A 17,341-nucleotide genomic window follows, 5' to 3' on the forward strand; every position below is an offset into this window, starting at 1 on the left:
TGTTCATGCTCGAAACCAATGCTGTTTTTCATGACGGCAAAAGCCCGCGCAGCCGGTCTGTGCGGGCTGACTTTGATAATGGCCTTGTGATCCTTGCTGAAGACGGCGCACTGATTGAGCGCTGGCCTCTCGAAACCCTGGAGGTGATCGAGCGGCAGGGCCATACTGTTACCCTGACCCAGACCGGTCGGGAGGATGACGCCCGTCTGCGGGTGATCGGCCATCGCTTCTCGACGCTGCTGCTGTCCAAGGCGTCTCATCTGGGGCAGCGCCGGAAAAGCGAGCAGCGAACGGCTCGTCTCATCGCCTTCTGGTCTGTGGCTGCAGCCCTGTCTCTGGTGCTGCTCACCATATTGGGTATCCCCTATCTGGCTGATCGTCTGGCACCTCTGGTGCCGCCCTCTGTCGAGGCACGCCTTGGCCAGAGTGTAAAACCTCAGATCTATTCATTGTTTTCCATTGACGAGACCAAGGTCTGTCGGGAGGAGAAGGGGCAGCGTTTGCTGGACGATCTGGTCCGGCGACTGTCGATTAAGGCGGATATCCCGTTTGATATTTCTATCGAGATGGTCCAGCACTCACAGACCAATGCCTTTGCATTGCCAGGCGGGCAGATTGTGGTGCTGAACAAGCTTCTCGACAGAATGCCGGACGGGGAGGCCTTTGCAGCGGTCATTGCACATGAGATCGGGCATGTGGCCAACAGGGATGTGATGCGCCGTCTGATTGAAGCGGGCGGTCGGTCGTTTATATTGTCCTCGGTTCTGGGAGATTTCACCGGAGGCACGGTTTTGCTGACGGCAGCGGAAGTGCTGTCCAATGCGGCCTATTCGAGAGAGCGGGAAAGCGCTGCTGATGCATTCGCGGTCACACAGTTGGCAGCCGCAGGTGCAGACCCCGGATCAGCCTACAAGGCTCTGGAAGCTCTTGTGGGCAAGGAAAAAGCATCCGATATTGGTCGCCTGCTGGCATCCCATCCCGTGGGTGACGACAGGCTGGCGGCATTGCGGGAATTCGAGAAACAGGTCAATGTGGATGAGACAACAGCCCTCTTGACGGAAAGTGACTGGCAGGTGATCAAGTCCATGTGTGCGGAGACTGCGGAATGAAGCAGATCCTGTTCAGCGGCCATGGGGCCTTTACGCGTCGGGCCCACTATGATCCGGGGCTCAGCCGCTCGGCCTACTGGAGCATGTGGCTCGGGATTATGAGCTGGCCGCTCTTTGTGCTGACAGCCGTTGGCCGGCGGTTCCGTCTTCTGGATGATGTGCAGTCCTTCGTCTTGATGGGAGCAACTTTTGTTACGGCTGTGCTGGCAATGGTCGTTGCCCTGATTGCCTTCCGGTCCATCTGGTTGCGTGGCCAGAAGGGGTTGCGGCGGGCCATTGAGGGCTTTCTCATGGGGCTTTCCGTTGCTCTTTTTCCGCTGGCTGGTGCATTGGCAGTACTGGTCTATCCGACCCTGAATGATGTCTCCACAGATCTGGCGGTGCCGCCACACTTTACAGAGGCGCAGAAGCTTCGCGATCCCAGGATGAACACGATCAGACGCCTGGCTGGTGAAGACCGGCTGCTGCAAAGGGAGGCGTATCCGGGGCTTGTGGGCAAAGTCTGGCAGTTCGAGCTGGATACGGTGCTCAGGGCAGTGGAAGCTGAAGTTGCCCAGCGGGACTGGAAACTGGTCAAGCGTTCCCAGTCGGATATCGGGACACCGACCATCAGCCTTGAAGCGGTCAGTCGCAGTCTTGTCTTCGCTTTTGAGGACGATGTGGTGATCCGTCTGGAAGAACTGGACGAGGCCGGGGTCAAGGTCGATATGCGGTCATCGTCCCGCTGGGGTAAGCATGATCTTGGTGCCAATGCCCGCCGGATCGAGGTGTTTCTTGATGACGTGGAACTGCGTTTGCAAGGTGCCCCGCGGGAAAGCATCATCCGTTTTGTCTTCGGGCGGGATGTACCATCCAACGGCACGCGCCTGAACGTGCCTGTTACTCCGGATATACCGAGTAATGTGCCGAGACCGAAGCCGGACCCGGGTCAGCAATAACCCGCTTGCGGCCTTCAAGGTCCTCGAGATGGGCAAGAACCGAGAGACCTGCCGCGCCTTTGAGATGGTCCGGCAGGCCTTTGTAGATATGCTCGACCATGGAGGGAATGTCTGCATGACCCTTCTGAACCGCGTCCAGAACCGCAGCCTCGCGCTCCAGGCGATGAGCACGCAGACCCGCAAGGTGCGGTGCGGGTGTTGAAATCTCCGCTCCATGAGCCGGAATGATCAGGGCGTCCTGTCGTTCAATCAGAAGATCAAGGGACGTCATATAATCTGCCATGGAACCATCCGGCGGGGCGACGATTGATGTGGACCAGGCCATGACGTGATCGCCGCAGAACAGAATATCCCGATCAGGCAGGGCAAAAGCCATGTGATTGGCGCAATGCCCTGGTGTGAAAACCGCTTCAAGACAGTAGGAATCTCCCTCGACCCAGTCGCCATGACGCAGAGCAATGTCAGGCTGGAAAGCATCATCGGCACTGGCATCCAGCGGGTTGACTTCGCCTGTATTCAACGGTCGTGATGCTCTATGCGGGCCTTCCGCGTAAACCGGCGCTCCGGTAAGCCTGGCCAGAAGGCGCGCGCCCGGAGAATGGTCCCGGTGGGTGTGCGTGACCAGAATATGCCTGACAGTTTCGCCGGACAGGCCATCAAGCAGAGCCTGAATATGGCCGGGGTCATCGGGCCCCGGGTCAATGACTGCTACAGATCCGTCACCAATGACAAATGTATTTGTGCCCTTGAAGGTGAAGGGGCCGGGATTGTTTGCTGTGATCCGGCGAATGCCCGGCGCAACCTGGACCAACTGGCCATAGTGCGGATCAAAGTTTGTATTAAATTCCAGACCCGCCATGACGCAGCATCTCCCTTATCTGCCGGGGAGAGTGCCGTGTCGAAGGCAAAAGAGCAAGCCCATCAATTGTCTGCAACTGCCGGGCTATTCAGCCGCCTGAATGACGCCACGGCGGATCTGGTCTTCTTCAATGGATTCAAACAGGGCGCGGAAATTACCTTCTCCGAAGCCATCATCACCCTTGCGTTCAATGAATTCGAAGAAGATCGGGCCGATCACGGTTTTGGAGAAGATCTGTAGCAGAACCTTGGTCTCTCCACCGCCGACAACGCCCTCGCCGTCAATCAGAATGCCATTAGCCTTCAGGCGGTCGACCGGTTCTCCGTGGCCCGGAACCCTTTCATCAACCTTGTCGTAATAAGCGTCCGGTGGCGATGGCATGAATTTGAGCCCCCGGTTTTGCAGGCCTTCGACCGAGGCATAGATATCATCGCTGCCGCAGGCGATGTGCTGGATTCCTTCGCCTTTGTAACGCTTGAGATATTCCTCGATCTGGCTGTGCTCATCGGCTGATTCATTAATCGGAATCCGGATGCGCCCGCAGGGGCTGGTCATGGCGCGGGAAAAGAGCCCGGTGACTTTGCCTTCAATGTCAAAGAAGCGGATTTCAGAGAAGTTGAACAGCTTCTCATACCAACCGGCCCAATGGTCCATCCGTCCACGAAATACGTTGTGGGTCAGGTGGTCGAGATAATAGAGCCCGACACCCTCCTGCCTGTCAGTGGGATCCACCAGCCAGGTAAACTCATCAAACGGGGCCGTTGAGCTATCGCTGCGTTCAATGAAATAGAGCAGCGAGCCGCCGATGCCATAAATTGCCGGAGCATCGATAACTTTCTCCCCGCGGGCACCATCATAGGGCTCGGCACCCAGAGAGACCGCACGGTCAAAAGCGTGCCGGGCATCCACCACGGACCAGGCCATGGATGGCGCGCAGGGGCCGTGTTCGGTGACGAATTCATGCGCGAATGACCGGTCATCCGCATTAAGCACGTAATTCACCTGTCCCTGTCGCCAAACTGTCACGTTGCGTGATGTATGCTGCGCAACAGGATCAAATCCCATCTGTCGGAACAGAGCTTCAAGCTGCTCGGGTTCGGGATGGGAGAACTCCACGAAGCAGAGTCCATCGGTTCCAGCCGGATTGTGTTCATCAATAACGGCAGGGGCGGAACTGTGTGGAAAGGGTCCCATGACGACGCTCCTTATTCTGATTGCTTTCAGAATATCAGAGCCGTTATGCGAGAGGTGCGCGTAATTGCGAGGTAACGAGATTATATATGCGTGATTTGCGCGTAGTAAATCTATATGATGCATATCATGATTGATTTAGACCATTTTGATGTATTGATCCTCGCATGCCTTCAGCAGGCCGGGAAACTGTCCAACCAGGATCTTGCCGAGCGGGTTCCCTTATCCGCCTCACAGTGTTCCCGCCGCAGGCAGCGGCTGGAGGAGGCGGGTATCATCCGGGCCTATCGCGCGGTTCTGGATGAAGAAGCTGTCGGGATCGAAATCGGCGCGTTCGTACAGGTGGTGATGGCATCCCACAGCTCGGAAAATGCCGAGGATTTCAAGAGATTGGTGCGTCGCCAGCCGGAAGTGCTGGGGGCGTTCACCCTGACGGGAGAAGCGGATTACATGCTGCAGGTGGCAACAACAGACCTGAAAGCACTGGCCCGCTTCATGAACGATGTTCTGTTGCCGCATCCGGCGGTAGCGCGCGTTCAGTCCCAGATTGTTCTGGAAGCGATCAAGGCCGAGGGGCCTTTGCCGCTTGACCATTTGAAAGAGAGATTATGAACAAGTTTGACAATCGTCATACATCATCCATCCGTCGTGCAGACAGCCGCGATTGTCCTGTCATCGCACAGATGCTGGCCGCACTGTTCAGTGAACTGGATGGCGGTGAGGAGGCTCAAGGCGACGCGCCGGGCAAGGCGCAGCTTGAAGGCACGGTGCGTGAGCTGATTGACGGCCCCGCCCGGGTCTGGGCGCTGGTTGCCGAAGACGAGAATGAGGATGTGGAAGGTGTCGTTCTGCTGAACGAGTGCGCCGCGATTTACGCTGGTGGTGTCTTTGGCGAGATTACCGAGCTTTATGTAAAAGCGGATGCCCGGTCACGGGGCGTCGGCGCGAATCTGGTTGAAGCGGCCCGGGCTTTTGGCGGCAAGAAAGGTTGGAAGCGCCTTGAGGTTGGCGCTCCCGATATGCCCCGCTGGCAGCGGACATTCGACTTCTATTCCCGTGAGGGGTTCGAGCTGGTTGGTCCGCGTCTGCGTTTTCTGCTCTGAGATCACGGATCAGCATTCACGGACCGGCATTCACAACCGCATTCCGCACATCATAGAGATCGTGAAAGAATCTGAGGTTCAGCGCCGCCTTCAGGTATCCGACACCGGACGAACCGCCTGTGCCCTTGTTGTGGCCGATGATGCGTTCGACCGTTGACATGTGGTCGAACCGCCATCGCTGGAACAGGCCTTCTACATCCATCAGCTTTTCCGCCAGGCTGTAAAGCGCCCAGTCCTGGTCCGGGCTCCGGTAGATGTCGCACCAGATGGCCACCATGCGCTCATCGCCACTATAGGGCTCTGAAACATCCCGCGAGAGAATGTCGTCGGGAATGGCGTAGCCACGCTCCTTCATCATCTGCAGCGTGGCATCATAGACGGATGGAGCTTCAAGGGCGGCCTGCAGCCTGGCCGTTGCGTCCGGGTCATGGGCATGGGCCTTCAGGTGATTGGCATCCTTGTTGCCAAGCGCAAATTCAATCAGCCGGTATCCCCAGCTCTGGAAGCCTGAGGAATGACCAAGTGCATGTCGGAAGGCCACATAGTCGGTCACCGTCATGGTCTGCAGCACCTTCCAGGATGAAATGAGCTGCTCCTGGATGGCCTTCACACGGGCGAGTGCCTTGTCGCAGCGTTTGAGATCCTGACGAGCGAGGCTGTCGACACAGTCTTCCAGCTCTGACCTGATGAGCTTGAGCCAGAGTTCAGCCACCTGATGGATGATGATAAACATAAGCTCATCCCGTTGGGGTGGATCCTGAAAGGTCACCTGAGCGTTCAGAAGCTGGTCGAGCGCCAGAAAGTCGGAATAGGTCTGTCGGTCGCCGCCCCGCTGAAATTCGGTGCGGATCTCAGGCTCCATATCCCGTTTGAGAGGGCGACCAGAGGGATGGGGCGTGGTGCCGGATGGCGTGTCAGATGAACGACTCATGAGAATGTCTCGTCAGAAAAGAGGGCGTGATAGACAGCGCGCGTAAAGGTCACATGCTCTTCAAGAAGGGCGAGGGCTGATGGCTGATCCCGGTCGAGGGCTGCGGTCATCAGGGCTGCGTGGTGGTCTGGCCCAAGCGCCTGCCGCATGAGGTCGGACAGATCAGAGCGGCCTGTATGACGTCCCGCAGCTGCAGCAACAGCGGGGCCAACCAGCATGGCCCGATGGTGGCGTTGCAACTGTTCGTGGAGTTGCTGCTGGAACCGGTGCAGCCATTGGGATGATGCAGCAGACAAAAGGGCCTGATGAAAGCTGTCATGAAGGTTTATCCAGCGGCTATGCTGGTCCTTGTCATCAGTATCGAGCGGCAACGTAGCCTTGTTGAGCAGGTGATAGCTGGCCAGCAGACCGGCTTCCCATTGATCTGAACCCTGGCGGATGGACTCGGACAGGAGACTCTGTTCCACCGCAAGCCGGGCCTGCTCCAGATCTTCCAGCTCTTCGCGCGAGACCGGGGCAACACGAAAGCCGCGATTGGTCTCTGAGATGACCAGCCGCTCCGCTTCAAGCCGTGACAGGGCTTCCCTGACCGGTGTCCAGCCAAGGCCGCTTTCATCCCCTATCGTACGGGCCCGCAGAGGTTGGTCGGGCAAGAGGCGGGCGGACAGAATATCGCCTCGCAAGGCCTGATAGGCCTGTTCTGTCTTGGAAAGTGCTTCAGTCATAAGATGCCACTTTATATATGATATGATTTATTATATATAATCTCTCTCAGTAAAAGCAAATGGCGATCGCGCACCAGCCTGGTCCTGCCTGATATGATCCGGGAGTTCTTTTCATGTTCACACGTCAGGATGCCGAAACCCTCGACCAGACAGATCCCTTGCGGGATTATCGGCAGCGTTTCCGCCTGCCGGAGGGAATGATCTATCTGGACGGTAATTCGCTTGGGCCCGCGCCTAAAAGTGTCTTTGAGGAACTGGCCAGCGCTGCGGGAACAGAATGGGCAGATGATCTGATTACCAGTTGGAACAAGGCCGGCTGGTTCAAGCTGACGGATACGCTCGGTGACAGGGTCGGTCAGCTGGTCGGTGCAGCACCAGGGCAATGCGTGGTCTGTGACACCACATCAATCAACATTTACAAGGCCCTGCATGCTGCCCTGTCTCTTCGCCCGGACCGAACCGTCATCGTTTCAGAAGGGGGCAGCTTTCCAACCGATCTCTATATGATCGATGGTGTCATACAGACGAGACCCGATCTGACTGTCCGTCTGGAAGGACGGGATGCTGTGACGCTTGAAGAGCTGATCGACGAGACTGTTGCGGTGGTTCTGGTCAATCAGGTGGATTACCGCTCCGGTCGCATTCGGGATATGGCCAAGGTCACGGAGCAGGCTCACAAGGCGGGCGCAATCGTCGTGTGGGACCTCTGTCATTCTGCCGGAAACATGCCTGTTGATCTGGATGGTTGCGACGCGGATTTTGCTGTTGGCTGCTCCTATAAATATCTCAATGGTGGGCCTGGTGCTCCTGCATTCATTTATGCCGCCAGACGGCATCATGGGCAATTTCGGCAGCCATTGAGCGGGTGGTGGGGACATCAGGCGCCGTTTGAATTCAACCAGAATTATCAGGCCGACCCGGGTATCAGGGCCATGCTGTGCGGAACCCAGCCCATCCTCTCCCTGCGGGCCATGAAAGCGGGCCTTGATGCGGTGGCCGATGTGGACCTGCAGCTCATCCGCCAGAAAAGCATGGCGATGACAGACCTGTTCATCCGGTTGGTGGAAGAGCGCTGTGAAGGCTACGGGCTCAGCCTGTTTTCACCGCGCGAGGCGCGTATGAGGGGCAGCCAGGTCTCTTTCCGGCACGAGAACGGTTTTGCCATTGTGCAGGCCCTGATCGACCGCAAGGTCATCGGTGACTTCCGCAAACCGGACATCATGCGCTTCGGCTTCGCACCACTCTACCTGCGCTTTGCAGATGTCTGGGACGCAGCGGATCATCTTGAACAGGTCCTCAGAACAGAAGAATGGCGTCAAGATCGCTTTCAGGTGAAGGGCGAGGTGACGTGAGACAAGACGAGATCTGGATGGAGAGCGGGTCTCTAACCGTTCGGCAGGGATAGCTCCACAGCGAGGCCACCATCGACTGGTGAGTAGAGGGTGAGCTGGCCGCCCATGGCTTCGGTCAGGATCTTCACGGATGTGAGACCCAGGCCGAAGCCCTCTGTCTGTCGGGTGGTGAAGAAGGGTTCCACTACTCTGCTGTGCTGTTCTGTCGGGATGCCGGGGCCGTTGTCGACAACGGTAAACACCACATCGCGAACCCGGCGCTCGGCGAAGATCTCTACAAGGCCTTCTTCCGGGCGATCCCCTTCCGGCATGCCCAGGATGGCGCGTGAGGCATTTTCTGCCAGCTCGGCGAGGGCAATCTGAAGGTTGTTGGCATTGCCCGTGACATGAATGGCACCGCGTACCGGACGGGTCACGCGGAGCTGGATCGTATCGGGCAGATTCTCCCGGATCAGTTCTTCCGCCTCGCGCAGGATAACGGAAATATCCAGCTTTTCGGTGTTTGGCGCATCGGCCCGGCGAGACAGGATCATCAGCTCCCGTGTCACCTTTGTCAGCTTGCCCGACGCGGACAGGATCTGCCCGATATCCTCTTCCTGCCCGGTAATCGCGGTTTTCCGGATACGGGCCGCATAGCCGTTGATAGTGGCAAGGGTGGAATTGGTCACATGTGCCAGGCCACCGGCCAGCGCGCCGAGCAATTCCAGCCGTCCGCGCCGCTCGGTGTTCTCTCTTTTGAGCTTGTCGACCTCTCTGCCATAGGCGATCCAGACAAAGCTCAGAATGCCCAGTCCGGCGGCCATGTTCAGCAGGGAGGCAACCCAGAAGATCTCTGACGACTTGCCGATCTGTTCGCGGAGGGAATCATCAATAGTCTGTTTCGCAGCTGCAGCTTCATTCCGGAACCGGCCCATATCCAGAAGAATGGTTCTGACCTCGCCGAGCAGGCTCGGATGCTGACTGGCGAGCAGGGTTTTGTTGTCGATACGGCTTGCAATGGAATCGACAATATCCCGCAGCGCCTCCAGCCTGTCAGGGGAGAACAGATCATCCGTGTTGGTCAGGTTGTTGAGGTCATGAATATCGGCATAGAGATAGTCGAATTCCTCAAGGGCCCGCTGCCAGTCCTTGGGGTTGTTGGAATAGGAATAGATCCCCAGCCGGTCGACCATGCGTGAGCTGCGCAGATGGGCGTTGGATGACCGCCAGATCACCTCGGCATACCAGCGTCCTGCGGTCATCACCCGTTGCTCGGAGTTCTGATACAGCATGACCAGATAGCTCTGGGTGCCGACAAGAACAGCAAGCGCGATGATGGCCGCAATAGTCCAGCGTGATTTCGGAACTTCAAGCCGAATCCAGCTTTGCAGCCGTTTCAGGACGGTCACGATGATATCCTCAGCAGCAGGGATTTGATGACAGCAAGCGGATGTTCCGGACTATTCGGCAACCTGCAACTCAATCAGGTTCCATACCCAATAGGAATCGCGGTTGATATCAATCTCATCAGGGTGGTTGTCGCGTGGATAGACAATCCGTGCCGGACCCTTGCGGCGACGGGAAATCGGTTCGCCGTTTTCGCGTATGGCAATGATGACGTCAAACCCGGAGAACTCACTGACAGGAATGGGGACCTGGAAATTGTTGCTGGCGATGGCGGTTACTGTTTTGCCCTTTGCAACTGCTTTTGCCAGAACATCACGGACAAGAGGGCCTTCGAACTCGGCTGCTTCGGCATTCCATGTGGACGTGGTCCGGACCTTCGTCATGCCAAGCGCTTTCAGGTCATCAAGGCTGAGCACAAGTTCCTGTTCGACATTTCCGCTGATTTTCAGGGTGAAATCATTGGCCGTGGCAAGGCCCTGTGCCGACAGCAGTGGTAACAAGCCTGCCAAGGCGGTCAATATCCAACGCATTGTTATTATCTCCGATTGTGTGCGTTGCCGGAGAAACATGCCGTATTCCGGGGAACAACATTGCCAGGCTTTTTTCGGAATGTGCCCCCACATGGCCGTTTCTTGGAGAAAGATACCAGTTATTCGATTGCGTTGCATAGTCCGTAAGTAGGGTTGTCAGAATTATTGTGCCGCCGGGCTTGAGAAGGCGCTCAAGGATCGGGGGCAGTGCGAGCGGCTCGGCAAGATGCTCGAGAACCTCAACGCACAGGATGCAGTCAAACCGGCGCTCCGGAACGTCAGCCCAATCGCCGAAATAGGGGTCGTATCCTTCCGCGTCATATCCGGCCCGCCGCAGCCGCTCGACCACATATCCCTCACCGCAGCCGTAATCGAGAAAGGAGCAGTCCCGGGGCAGGCAGTTCAGCAAGGCGTCTGACAGGGCCCTGCACCGGCTTCCATCTGCTGGCGGATCAGCCCTGAGATAGGCCTCATTGTAGATATGTCGTGCATAGTCCTCTGGCGTCCAGTGGTCAAAGAAGCGGGTGAACAGATATGAACAGCCGATACAGCGCCAGTAGTGAACCGGGATATCCGCTTGGGGAAACTGTGCCTCACCGGCAAAGGCATCATTGCAGGACTTTGAGAAATCACAGCTCAGATAATGAAGCCCGGGCATGCCGCAGACCGGGCAGAGGCAATCACCTTTGCCCCGATGCGGAGCGGGGCTGTAATCTCTGGGAAACTGAGCTAAATTCTGCGCCATACCATGACCATTGATTCTGACACTTTGGAAACAGGGTTGAAGATACTATATCAAATGGTGCAATTTATCGACTGGCAATCTGAAGCGGGGGCTCCATGGACAAGGTTCTGGTAATCGAGGACGATCATCTTTTGCGTGGGTTTCTGACCGCTGAAGCCCATGCTCTGTTCGGTGATTGTCAGCTGAGAGCGACCGATACACTGAGGGCTGGCCTGCAATCTCTGGAAGTGGATGATGCGGATCTGATCGTGCTCGATCTGGGACTGCCGGATTCATCAGGCCTCGACAGTATCCCCCAGGTTCGCGGCAAGTCGGCTGATGCCATTCTGATTGTTCTGACCGGCTCTTATGTGCCGCAGGATGTTGAGCTGGCTTTTGAGAAGGGGGCCAGTGCCTATCTGCCGAAAAACGGCCTGTCGCCGGATGAACTTTCCGCTGCCATCAAAAAGGTCAAGGCCGGTGCAGCCGTGAAGGTGCAGCCGCGGGTCAATGACCAGGTGGATGTGGCTTATTCAGGGCTGACCAGAATGGAACAGAAGGTTCTCAGTCTGAAGCTGGCAGGGGAAACCAATCGAATGATTGGTGAGGCGCTCAATATCGGCATTGAGACGGTCCGGACGCATCTGGCTAATATCAGAAGAAAGCTGCCAGATACGATTTAGCAGGACCTGGCATCGCCCGGTTAGCTTGCGCCAGGCAGAAGAGAGGGCTCCCGCCCTCTCACTCTGAAAGTGGTCAGTCAGCCCGGCTGTCGAGCATACGATCCAGATTGGCAAGCATCCGGTTCGTCGTATCCAGGTTCTGCTGCAGTGACTGACGGAGCTGCGAAAACTCTTCCCTCAGAACAGTCAGTTCATCATCTTTGCTGTTGTCGTTTGGTGAGGCACCAAGACCCACCAGCAACCAGCTCGGGCTGACATTGAGGATACCTGCCAGCATGGTCAAGCGATTGGAGCGTGGCTCGCTCCGGTCCGCTTCCCAGGACTGCAGGGTCTGTGTTTTGACGCCAAGGCGACGGGCCAGTTGTGACGTGGACAGACCAGCAATGTCACGTGCGCGGGTGATGCGACCGCCAACTGTGTTCTGAACATCATGGTTCTGTTCTGTCGTGGTGTCCACCAGAAGAGGAAAAGCCATAGAGTCTCCGAATTGCAAAGATTATTGAAAGATAAGAATCACCAGATAGATAGTTTTTATGCTGATGGCTTGTCAATTTTATGACCGGAATTACGTCTGGTAAAAAAGTATAATGATATTTTGTATTATATACGTATTCAATCATCAGATTTGTTGTTTTTGAATTATTTTGAAAATGGCCGGTGGTTTTCTATAATAAAATTACTTAATCGGTATTTTTATTGAAATTTTGTTATGATTGCGACCTGGCGCGTTTATTCTGTGCAATCACTTCGACAACCGCACCACACCCCACAAGCAGGGCGCCGATGGCTTCGGGCCAGCCAAAAGGCTCGTCCAGCATGATGGCGCTGGACACGACCCCGGAGATAATCTCCGCTGTCAGAAGGAAGCTCATAAGAGCTGGCGGCAGACGCTGTGCACTCCAGATCGTAATCAGGAGAACCGGGGCAAAATACAAAAGTCCAAAGCCCAGTGATGTTGAGGTAGCCGCTGAAATTGCCTCAACTGGCGGGAAGTCCGGCGCAGACAGGACAACGGGAATGGCCGCGCTCAAACCGCCGATTGCTGTCAGAAGAACCAGCTTTCTTGTGTCCTGCGGAGGGCCTGTGAAAATGAGGGCTGTCCCTATGGCCCAGCCGAGACCTGCTGCAGCTGCCAGAATGTCTCCGGTGTTCCAGTCAGTCAGGGCGAGATTGCCCCGAAAGATGAAAACCACCCCGGTAAAGCTGAACAGAAGAGCGAGGGTGCTGTAGCGGGTCCAGCGCCGGCCCATGAAAACGCATTCAATGATCGTGCTCCAGACCGGTGCCATATAGAACAGCAGAACGGCGCGCACCACGTCTGTCAGAACCAGTGATGTCCCGTAGAGAATTATGGTGGTACCGGTCAGAAGCGCACCAAAGACGGCCTTTCGGGCAAGGGCTGGCCCGGGTTTTCCCATAAAGGCAAGTGGCGCAAGGATTGGCAGGGTGCCCAGAGTAAGGGCAACGCTTGACCAGATACCATGAAGCCCGGCTTCTTCAAGAAGGCGAATGGGCAGCCACAGGAGCCCCCACATGACCGCGCCGATTATGGCGGTCAGAACTGGCAGATTGTTCCCTTGCATGGCCTTCCATCAGTCAAGTCGGGATGTGGCCAATCTGGTCAGGCACCCGGTTCAGCAGGGAAAAAGTGTGCAGGCCCCGGCATGGCTTGGCAACATCAAAAGGCGACATCTCCTGTCACCTTTGGGACAATGGGCGCAAGGGCTTCATGCAGTCGTGTCTCCATTTCCCTGAGCTTTGTCTTGCCACCGGAAACGGGGTTCAGATCTGCAAACAGGGAATAGAGCGGCTCGATACCATAACGCTCAAGCCCGCGGGCTGATCGGATGCCGGTACGGTGTTCCATAAAGCGTTTCTCGACCGGCTTTACGGTTGACCCCACATAGGCGCCATAGGTGCCATTCTGTTCCGTATAGCCATGACGCAGAATGACGTAGACCCGACCGCGGCCTTTGGGAGATGCCTGAGCGTCCGAAAGGGCTTCCTTGACAGCCTGGCGTGCATCATCGAGCCAGGCAACAGGGATAAGGCCGGAGGCTGCGAACTTCATCTGCGCGTCGAGATCGTCCCGTCTGGATGTCAGTTCCGACAAGGCCAGTGTTGCGAGTTCAAGCTGCGGTGGATTCTGTTGCAGCCAGCCGCCAATCAGCGCCGTGAGATGGATGCTCTTCCAGCTGCGAAAAGGACGAGCAGCACTGTAATCCAGCCGGGGGAGCGGGCCATAAGAAACGGCTGCAAAACGTTTTGTCATTCCGATCCTCATGCTTGATCCGGCTGGTCCCACTTAGATAGCGTGTTTTCTCAATGAAGGATAGAACGGGGAAGGATAGAACGGGGAAGGATAGAATGGGAAAGCAGGAACATACGGGAGAGCAGGATGTCGGACGTTGACCATCGCGCGCTGATTGCCAGTCTGTCAAAGGATGAGCGGGATCATCTGCTGACGCTTGAGGACAGGCCGGGCCTTATCAGGCTGGGCGTTCATATGGGGCTTATCCTCGGTCTTGGCTGGGCTGTTGCTGCTGGTGTCTCCTGGTGGCCGCTTCTGCTTGTTCCTCAGGGCGTTCTGATTGTCTTCCTGTTCACTCTTCTTCATGAGACGATTCACAATACAGCGTTCAGGACCCGATGGCTGAACAGTCTGGTTGCGCGCATATGCGGCGTCATGATTCTGCTGCCGTCAGACTGGTTCCGGTATTTCCATTTTGCTCACCATCGGCATACCCATGACCCTGACAAGGACCCGGAACTGCAATCACCGAAGCCTGAACGTCTGTGGGACTATATGGTTCATCTGTCCGGAGGGCCGGTTTGGCTCTCACTTGTGAAAACACTGGTGCTGCACGGGGCAAAAGAGCCCGGTGATGCCTTTGTGCCAGAGCGTGGCAGGCAAAAGGTGCGGCGTGAGGCGCTGGCTCATCTGGCGTTTTATGGTGTGCTCGCCGGTACGTCTGTTGTGATGGGGAACGCCGTTCTGTTCTGGGTCTGGCTGCTGCCCATGCTGCTGGGGCAGCCCTTCCTGCGGGCCTATCTGCTGGCCGAGCACACCCGCTGCCCTCACGTGGCCAACATGCTGGCCAACAGTCGCACCACCTTTACCAATGCAGTGATTCGTTTTGTTGCCTGGAACATGCCTTACCACGCTGAACATCATGCCTATCCGGCCGTGCCGTTCCACAAGCTGCCGGAATTCCATCGCTTGACGGCTCCGCATCTTCAGGAGACGGAACAGGGCTATACCCGGTTCCACCGTACGATGGTCCGGGACTTTCAGGCATAAAAAAGCGGCGCTCGTCAGCGCCGCCAGTCACGCTCCTCCTGGGAGGGAAGTGTGGAAAGAGCGTGGTTTCAGGTTGTTGGCAGAGCAAGGCTTGGCCAGAGGCGATTGGCCAGCGCCACGAGCTGCGTACGGCGGTAATAGCCGAGCTTCTTCAGGATGACTGAAACGTGGTGCTTGACGGTGGCTTCCGACAGGCCGAGCTGATAGGCGATTTCCTTGTTCAGGTGGCCAAAGCGCATCTCCCGGAAAACGGCGAGCTGCTTGGGTGGCAGGCGGCTGATTTCGCCATAGATATCTTCATCAATATCCAGATGGGCTGAATAGGCCTGTTCTTCATCCGGCTCGTCTTCGGTTTTCGGCAGGCCGCGCCCGGCAATCAGGTCGACGAACACATCGGCATCAGCGGATTTGGAGACGAGGACAGCGGCACCATTGTCGCGCATGAAGGCTTCAAGGCCGGTATCAACGATTTCTGTTACCAGAATGATCATGGCTTTCGGGAAAGACTGGCGCAGGGCCGCAGCCGTTGTCAGTCCCGGAGAGCCGGCAATGGCCGGGTTGACGATCAGGATCGGGTTGTCCGAACGCCGCGCGCGGGCTGACAGGGTGTCGAAATCCGTGGCCGTATCAATGCGCGCTGTGGGTAGGGCATCTTCAAGCGCCTGCATCATGGCACGTGCGTAAAGCGGATGTGGGTCCGCAATGACAATCTGGCGTGCGGTCTGTGCCGGGCGTACCGGTTTTGCCGTAATCCGATCTTCCCGAAAAACCGTCCCGTTATAGCCGTCCAGCATGATCAACTCCCCTTTTGCCAGTCTGTTCGATCTTTTCCTTAAGCCAGAGGGGCCCGAAAAAGACCAATGAGCTTTTGAATGCCTCGCGTGCAGCGGGTCTGGTGCAAACCCTGCAAAGTGCGAAGCGATGCTCGACTTATCGAATGACGGTCATACTAGTTCGATTGGCCTGAAAAAGGCAGCGAATTGGTGCAAATTTGCAAAATATGTATGTTTGCAACATTGCATATGTGATATTGTAAAGTCTCTATACAGGGATGAAACCTTCGGAATTAGACTTATGGCCAATGAGAAGATATTTGCCGGAGCAAAGGTCCGTGCCATCCGCGCAGGCGAGCAGCTGACCCAGGCGCAGTTTGCTGAAAAGCTTGGTGTATCTGCCAGTTATCTGAGTCAGGTGGAAAGCAATCAGAGGCCATTGACGGCGGCTATTCTGCTGGCTCTGACCCGTGCATTTGATATCCCGATCGACCATCTGTCTGCCGATGAGACGGATCAGATTACGGCCCACCTGCAGGAGGCCTGCAACGATCCGCTGGTCGCGGGTGGCGGCGATATCGGCCTTCAGGAAATGAAAACCGCGTCTCAAACGGCTCCCAACCTGTCACGGGCCTTCATCAAGATGCATGTGGCCTACAAGCAATTGCATGAGAAGGTGCGGGATATTGATGACGCCCTGGCGGACCCGCTGCCGGACGAAACATTGCTGCCTTATGAGGAGGTGCGTGACTTCTTCGTCTTTTCCAACAATTACATTGATGAAATTGACCGCACCGCCGAGCAACTGGTTCATGATCAGGATCTGCACGGTGCCAACAAGTTCGGTCGATTTGCGGATTATCTGGCGGCCCATCACGGTATCGATGTTGAGATCGCGCTTGAAAGCCACAAACCGGATTTCATGTGGCGGCTGGACAGGACGAAAGACCGGCTGACCCTGTCTGCAAATCTGGACGGTCCAAGCCGGACCTTTGTGCTTGCCCACAATATCGCGCTGCTGGTTGGTGGTGACCTATTCACCTCTACGCTGAAAGGAGCGGGATTCCGTACAGAAGAGGCGGCCGCTATCTGCAGGCGGGCTCTTGCCAACTACTTTGCCGGTGCCATGATCCTGCCCTACAAGGCTTTTCTGGAGGCCTCACGCTCGACTAGGCATGACCTGGACCGGCTGTGCTACACATTTGAGGCCAGCATGGAGCAGGTCTGCCACCGGTTGTCCACCCTGCAGCGGCCGGGCGCGCGCGGTGTGCCGCTGTTCTTTGTGAAGATTGATCGGGCTGGAAACATCATCAAGCGTCACAGCTCGACCCGGTTCCAGTTCGCCCGCTTTGGCAGCGCCTGCCCGTTGTGGAACGTCTATCAGGCGTTTGAGACGCCGGACCGGTTTGTCTTCCAGACAGCGGAAATGCCTGATGGCATTCGCTATTTCAATATTGCCCGCGCCTTTACCAAGCATGGCGTCGACTGGGCGGCACCCGAACGTCGTTACGCCATTGCGGTTGGGTGTGAAGTGACCCATGCGGACAAGTTTGTCTATGCGGACCGGATGGATTTTGACAATCATGCGCGCGTAACGCGGATCGGGGTGTCCTGCAGGATCTGCGAAAGACTTGATTGTCCCAGCCGCGCTGTCCCACCCATCGGCAAACGCTTCAGGGTGGACGAGAGCAGCCGGGACATCGTTCCATTTCGTTTGCCCGAGTAGAGTGAAATTC

At 56.6% G+C, this 17,341-nt stretch carries 19 protein-coding genes; 8 read left to right on the plus strand and 11 right to left on the minus strand.

Annotation, left to right across the window (positions count from 1 at the left end; genetic code table 11):
• Window positions 1-5 precede the first annotated feature (5 nt).
• Both RA157_RS10215 and RA157_RS10220 read left to right on the plus strand, forming a co-directional pair.
• On the plus strand, window positions 6-1,109 hold the full coding sequence (locus RA157_RS10215; protein ID WP_350333019.1) for a M48 family metallopeptidase: 1,104 nt from the start codon (window positions 6-8) through the stop codon (window positions 1,107-1,109).
• Window positions 1,106-2,047 (plus strand): DUF1499 domain-containing protein, encoded by a 942-nt coding sequence (locus tag RA157_RS10220; RefSeq protein WP_350333020.1) that lies wholly within the window; start codon window positions 1,106-1,108, stop codon window positions 2,045-2,047. The genes RA157_RS10215 and RA157_RS10220 overlap by 4 nt, the downstream gene beginning before the upstream one ends.
• Here the strand turns inward: RA157_RS10220 and RA157_RS10225 are convergent.
• Window positions 1,989-2,906 carry an MBL fold metallo-hydrolase gene (locus RA157_RS10225; protein WP_350333021.1) on the minus strand — a complete coding sequence of 306 codons (918 nt, stop codon included), beginning with the start codon at window positions 2,904-2,906 and terminating at the stop codon, window positions 1,989-1,991. The two genes, RA157_RS10220 and RA157_RS10225, sit on opposite strands and share 59 nt — an antisense overlap.
• Window positions 2,907-2,990: 84 nt before the next feature.
• Entirely contained in the window at window positions 2,991-4,100 is a 1,110-nt protein-coding gene (gene hppD, locus RA157_RS10230; protein WP_350333022.1) for a 4-hydroxyphenylpyruvate dioxygenase, read from the minus strand.
• A 126-nt stretch (window positions 4,101-4,226) separates the two neighbouring features.
• Between hppD and RA157_RS10235 the strand changes: the two genes are divergently transcribed.
• Both RA157_RS10235 and RA157_RS10240 read left to right on the plus strand, forming a co-directional pair.
• Window positions 4,227-4,709 carry an Lrp/AsnC family transcriptional regulator gene (locus RA157_RS10235; protein WP_350333023.1) on the plus strand — a complete coding sequence of 161 codons (483 nt, stop codon included), beginning with the start codon at window positions 4,227-4,229 and terminating at the stop codon, window positions 4,707-4,709.
• Entirely contained in the window at window positions 4,706-5,200 is a 495-nt protein-coding gene (locus tag RA157_RS10240) for a GNAT family N-acetyltransferase (RefSeq protein ID WP_350333024.1), read from the plus strand. The genes RA157_RS10235 and RA157_RS10240 overlap by 4 nt, the downstream gene beginning before the upstream one ends.
• 16 nt (window positions 5,201-5,216) lie before the next feature.
• On the opposite strand, the gene RA157_RS10245 is transcribed toward RA157_RS10240, so the two are convergent.
• Both RA157_RS10245 and RA157_RS10250 read right to left on the minus strand, forming a co-directional pair.
• Window positions 5,217-6,131 carry a tryptophan 2,3-dioxygenase gene (locus RA157_RS10245; RefSeq protein ID WP_350333025.1) on the minus strand — a complete coding sequence of 305 codons (915 nt, stop codon included), beginning with the start codon at window positions 6,129-6,131 and terminating at the stop codon, window positions 5,217-5,219.
• On the minus strand, window positions 6,128-6,856 hold the full coding sequence (locus RA157_RS10250) for a GntR family transcriptional regulator (RefSeq protein ID WP_350333026.1): 729 nt from the start codon (window positions 6,854-6,856) through the stop codon (window positions 6,128-6,130). Before RA157_RS10250 ends, RA157_RS10245 begins: the two co-directional genes overlap by 4 nt.
• Window positions 6,857-6,969: 113 nt before the next feature.
• Between RA157_RS10250 and kynU the strand changes: the two genes are divergently transcribed.
• The gene (kynU, locus tag RA157_RS10255; RefSeq protein WP_350333027.1) at window positions 6,970-8,208 is read left to right on the plus strand and encodes a kynureninase; all 1,239 of its coding nucleotides are present in this window, start codon (window positions 6,970-6,972) and stop codon (window positions 8,206-8,208) included.
• A 32-nt stretch (window positions 8,209-8,240) separates the two neighbouring features.
• Here the strand turns inward: kynU and RA157_RS10260 are convergent, their stop codons facing one another.
• From RA157_RS10260 to RA157_RS10270, 3 genes are read right to left on the minus strand one after another with little or no spacing between them, the layout of a single operon-like run.
• Window positions 8,241-9,596 carry an ATP-binding protein gene (locus tag RA157_RS10260; RefSeq protein ID WP_350333028.1) on the minus strand — a complete coding sequence of 452 codons (1,356 nt, stop codon included), beginning with the start codon at window positions 9,594-9,596 and terminating at the stop codon, window positions 8,241-8,243.
• A gap of 51 nt (window positions 9,597-9,647) precedes the next feature.
• Complete coding sequence (locus RA157_RS10265; RefSeq protein ID WP_350333029.1) at window positions 9,648-10,103, minus strand: putative pterin-binding protein; 456 nt, start codon at window positions 10,101-10,103, stop codon at window positions 9,648-9,650.
• A complete protein-coding gene (locus RA157_RS10270) occupies window positions 10,051-10,869 on the minus strand; it encodes a class I SAM-dependent methyltransferase (RefSeq protein WP_350333030.1) in 819 nt (272 codons plus the stop codon). Before RA157_RS10270 ends, RA157_RS10265 begins: the two co-directional genes overlap by 53 nt.
• A gap of 95 nt (window positions 10,870-10,964) precedes the next feature.
• Here RA157_RS10270 and RA157_RS10275 point away from each other — a divergent pair, with 95 nt between their 5' ends.
• Window positions 10,965-11,531 (plus strand): response regulator, encoded by a 567-nt coding sequence (locus tag RA157_RS10275; RefSeq protein WP_350333031.1) that lies wholly within the window; start codon window positions 10,965-10,967, stop codon window positions 11,529-11,531.
• A 73-nt stretch (window positions 11,532-11,604) separates the two neighbouring features.
• Here the strand turns inward: RA157_RS10275 and RA157_RS10280 are convergent, their stop codons facing one another.
• From RA157_RS10280 to RA157_RS10290, 3 genes are all read right to left on the minus strand, one after another.
• Window positions 11,605-12,006 (minus strand): helix-turn-helix domain-containing protein, encoded by a 402-nt coding sequence (locus RA157_RS10280; RefSeq protein ID WP_350333032.1) that lies wholly within the window; start codon window positions 12,004-12,006, stop codon window positions 11,605-11,607.
• A 232-nt stretch (window positions 12,007-12,238) separates the two neighbouring features.
• Window positions 12,239-13,114, minus strand: coding sequence for a DMT family transporter (locus RA157_RS10285; RefSeq protein WP_350333033.1), 876 nt, complete (start codon window positions 13,112-13,114; stop codon window positions 12,239-12,241).
• Between the two features lie 95 nt (window positions 13,115-13,209).
• Window positions 13,210-13,803: a hypothetical protein gene (locus RA157_RS10290; RefSeq protein WP_350333034.1), complete on the minus strand. Its 594-nt coding sequence runs from the start codon at window positions 13,801-13,803 to the stop codon at window positions 13,210-13,212.
• A gap of 126 nt (window positions 13,804-13,929) precedes the next feature.
• Between RA157_RS10290 and RA157_RS10295 the strand changes: the two genes are divergently transcribed.
• Window positions 13,930-14,832: a fatty acid desaturase gene (locus RA157_RS10295; RefSeq protein WP_350333035.1), complete on the plus strand. Its 903-nt coding sequence runs from the start codon at window positions 13,930-13,932 to the stop codon at window positions 14,830-14,832.
• A gap of 68 nt (window positions 14,833-14,900) precedes the next feature.
• Here RA157_RS10295 and RA157_RS10300 read toward each other — a convergent pair whose 3' ends face one another.
• Window positions 14,901-15,626: a response regulator transcription factor gene (locus RA157_RS10300; protein WP_350333036.1), complete on the minus strand. Its 726-nt coding sequence runs from the start codon at window positions 15,624-15,626 to the stop codon at window positions 14,901-14,903.
• Between the two features lie 280 nt (window positions 15,627-15,906).
• Here RA157_RS10300 and RA157_RS10305 point away from each other — a divergent pair, with 280 nt between their 5' ends.
• Window positions 15,907-17,331 carry a helix-turn-helix domain-containing protein gene (locus RA157_RS10305; RefSeq protein WP_350333037.1) on the plus strand — a complete coding sequence of 475 codons (1,425 nt, stop codon included), beginning with the start codon at window positions 15,907-15,909 and terminating at the stop codon, window positions 17,329-17,331.
• Window positions 17,332-17,341: the final 10 nt, after the last annotated feature.

The organism is Coralliovum pocilloporae, assembly GCF_030845175.1.
Classification (GTDB): domain Bacteria; phylum Pseudomonadota; class Alphaproteobacteria; order Rhizobiales; family Cohaesibacteraceae; genus Coralliovum; species Coralliovum pocilloporae.

What these genes read in the sequence shown, in the direction of transcription:
- RA157_RS10270 (WP_350333030.1), bottom strand. Translation starts at nt 10,869, where the DNA reads ATGGCGCAGAATTTAGCTCAGTTTCCCAGAGATTACAGCCCCGCTCCG.
- RA157_RS10275 (WP_350333031.1), top strand. Translation starts at nt 10,965, where the DNA reads ATGGACAAGGTTCTGGTAATCGAGGACGATCATCTTTTGCGTGGGTTT.
- hppD (WP_350333022.1), bottom strand. Translation starts at nt 4,100, where the DNA reads ATGGGACCCTTTCCACACAGTTCCGCCCCTGCCGTTATTGATGAACAC.
- RA157_RS10280 (WP_350333032.1), bottom strand. Translation starts at nt 12,006, where the DNA reads ATGGCTTTTCCTCTTCTGGTGGACACCACGACAGAACAGAACCATGAT.
- RA157_RS10220 (WP_350333020.1), top strand. Translation starts at nt 1,106, where the DNA reads ATGAAGCAGATCCTGTTCAGCGGCCATGGGGCCTTTACGCGTCGGGCC.
- RA157_RS10240 (WP_350333024.1), top strand. Translation starts at nt 4,706, where the DNA reads ATGAACAAGTTTGACAATCGTCATACATCATCCATCCGTCGTGCAGAC.
- RA157_RS10295 (WP_350333035.1), top strand. Translation starts at nt 13,930, where the DNA reads ATGTCGGACGTTGACCATCGCGCGCTGATTGCCAGTCTGTCAAAGGAT.
- RA157_RS10250 (WP_350333026.1), bottom strand. Translation starts at nt 6,856, where the DNA reads ATGACTGAAGCACTTTCCAAGACAGAACAGGCCTATCAGGCCTTGCGA.
- RA157_RS10290 (WP_350333034.1), bottom strand. Translation starts at nt 13,803, where the DNA reads ATGACAAAACGTTTTGCAGCCGTTTCTTATGGCCCGCTCCCCCGGCTG.
- RA157_RS10285 (WP_350333033.1), bottom strand. Translation starts at nt 13,114, where the DNA reads ATGCAAGGGAACAATCTGCCAGTTCTGACCGCCATAATCGGCGCGGTC.
- RA157_RS10245 (WP_350333025.1), bottom strand. Translation starts at nt 6,131, where the DNA reads ATGAGTCGTTCATCTGACACGCCATCCGGCACCACGCCCCATCCCTCT.
- RA157_RS10305 (WP_350333037.1), top strand. Translation starts at nt 15,907, where the DNA reads ATGGCCAATGAGAAGATATTTGCCGGAGCAAAGGTCCGTGCCATCCGC.
- kynU (WP_350333027.1), top strand. Translation starts at nt 6,970, where the DNA reads ATGTTCACACGTCAGGATGCCGAAACCCTCGACCAGACAGATCCCTTG.
- RA157_RS10225 (WP_350333021.1), bottom strand. Translation starts at nt 2,906, where the DNA reads ATGGCGGGTCTGGAATTTAATACAAACTTTGATCCGCACTATGGCCAG.
- RA157_RS10235 (WP_350333023.1), top strand. Translation starts at nt 4,227, where the DNA reads ATGATTGATTTAGACCATTTTGATGTATTGATCCTCGCATGCCTTCAG.
- RA157_RS10215 (WP_350333019.1), top strand. Translation starts at nt 6, where the DNA reads ATGCTCGAAACCAATGCTGTTTTTCATGACGGCAAAAGCCCGCGCAGC.
- RA157_RS10300 (WP_350333036.1), bottom strand. Translation starts at nt 15,626, where the DNA reads ATGCTGGACGGCTATAACGGGACGGTTTTTCGGGAAGATCGGATTACG.